We start from the raw sequence: 2,087 nt of genomic DNA, 5'->3' as shown, positions 1-2,087 counted from the left end.
GCGCCCGGCGCGTAGAACTCCCCCGATTTGACAAGCCAAACGAACTGCTTCATAATCTCGTTTCTCTGCTGCTGACACAGCGAGCTTGCAGCGCCGGTTACCGGTGGCGGCGAGCCAGCAGGTCAGCACCGCAGTTGAGTACCGAATACGCAGTACCCGCTCTTTAACAATTTAACAGCCGATAAGTGTGGGCGCTTGGAATGAGTGTGCAGCCTTTCTCACGAGAGGCCGCTGCAAGTTATCAACGTGCTCGCACAAATGAAGAAGTATAGGTTTTGATTCGTCAAAGCCTGGTCTTTTTCTTTGAGCAAGACGCGACGTATGACCACTGGCTCCTTTGGGGGCCGGATTGGAATTACGATTATATATACAGAGATTGAACTGAAGAGTTTGATCCTGGCTCAGATTGAACGCTAGCGGGATGCTTTACACATGCAAGTCGAACGGCAGCGCGGGTCTTCGGACCTGGCGGCGAGTGGCGAACGGGTGAGTAATATATCGGAACGTGCCTGGTAGCGGGGGATAACTACGCGAAAGCGTGGCTAATACCGCATACGCCCTACGGGGGAAAGGGGGGGATCGCAAGACCTCTCACTATCAGAGCGGCCGATATCAGATTAGCTAGTTGGTGGGGTAAAGGCCCACCAAGGCGACGATCTGTAGCTGGTTTGAGAGGACGACCAGCCACACTGGGACTGAGACACGGCCCAGACTCCTACGGGAGGCAGCAGTGGGGAATTTTGGACAATGGGGGCAACCCTGATCCAGCCATCCCGCGTGTGCGATGAAGGCCTTCGGGTTGTAAAGCACTTTTGGCAGGGAAGAAACGGCGCTGATTAATACTTGGCGCAACTGACGGTACCTGCAGAATAAGCACCGGCTAACTACGTGCCAGCAGCCGCGGTAATACGTAGGGTGCAAGCGTTAATCGGAATTACTGGGCGTAAAGCGTGCGCAGGCGGTTTGGAAAGAAAGATGTGAAATCCCAGAGCTTAACTTTGGAACTGCATTTTTAACTGCCAAGCTAGAGTATGTCAGAGGGGGGTAGAATTCCACGTGTAGCAGTGAAATGCGTAGAGATGTGGAGGAATACCGATGGCGAAGGCAGCCCCCTGGGATAATACTGACGCTCATGCACGAAAGCGTGGGGAGCAAACAGGATTAGATACCCTGGTAGTCCACGCCCTAAACGATGTCAACTAGCTGTTGGGGCCTTCGGGCCTTAGTAGCGCAGCTAACGCGTGAAGTTGACCGCCTGGGGAGTACGGTCGCAAGATTAAAACTCAAAGGAATTGACGGGGACCCGCACAAGCGGTGGATGATGTGGATTAATTCGATGCAACGCGAAAAACCTTACCTACCCTTGACATGTCTGGAATCCTTAAGAGATTAGGGAGTGCTCGCAAGAGAACCGGAACACAGGTGCTGCATGGCTGTCGTCAGCTCGTGTCGTGAGATGTTGGGTTAAGTCCCGCAACGAGCGCAACCCTTGTCATTAGTTGCTACGAAAGGGCACTCTAATGAGACTGCCGGTGACAAACCGGAGGAAGGTGGGGATGACGTCAAGTCCTCATGGCCCTTATGGGTAGGGCTTCACACGTCATACAATGGTCGGGACAGAGGGTCGCCAACCCGCAAGGGGGAGCCAATCCCAGAAACCCGATCGTAGTCCGGATCGCAGTCTGCAACTCGACTGCGTGAAGTCGGAATCGCTAGTAATCGCGGATCAGAATGTCGCGGTGAATACGTTCCCGGGTCTTGTACACACCGCCCGTCACACCATGGGAGTGGGTTTTACCAGAAGTAGTTAGCCTAACCGCAAGGAGGGCGATTACCACGGTAGGATTCATGACTGGGGTGAAGTCGTAACAAGGTAGCCGTATCGGAAGGTGCGGCTGGATCACCTCCTTTTAGAGCGACGCACACGAAGCGTAAGCGTCCACACTTATTGGCTGTTAGACAAAGACCATGACACGGTTTATCGCTGGCGATGCGCCGCTTGGGTCAGTAGCTCAGTCGGTTAGAGCACCGTCTTGATAAGGCGGGGGTCGTTGGTTCGATTCCAACTTGACCCACCACTCGGTTTT

At 53.9% G+C, this 2,087-nt stretch carries 1 tRNA gene and 1 rRNA gene; both read left to right on the top strand.

The features are described from left to right. The first annotated feature begins 378 nt into the window (after window positions 1-378). A 16S ribosomal RNA gene (locus BUB23_RS26325) occupies window positions 379-1,911 on the top strand. 90 nt (window positions 1,912-2,001) lie between these two features. Continuing rightward, window positions 2,002-2,078 (top strand) — tRNA-Ile (locus BUB23_RS26320). Window positions 2,079-2,087: the final 9 nt, after the last annotated feature.

The sequence above is a fragment of the Pollutimonas bauzanensis genome, assembly GCF_900129885.1.
Lineage (GTDB): Bacteria > Pseudomonadota > Gammaproteobacteria > Burkholderiales > Burkholderiaceae_B > Pollutimonas > Pollutimonas bauzanensis.
Note: the sequence above shows the minus strand (reverse complement) of the source record. Positions and strands in the feature narration are given on the sequence as shown.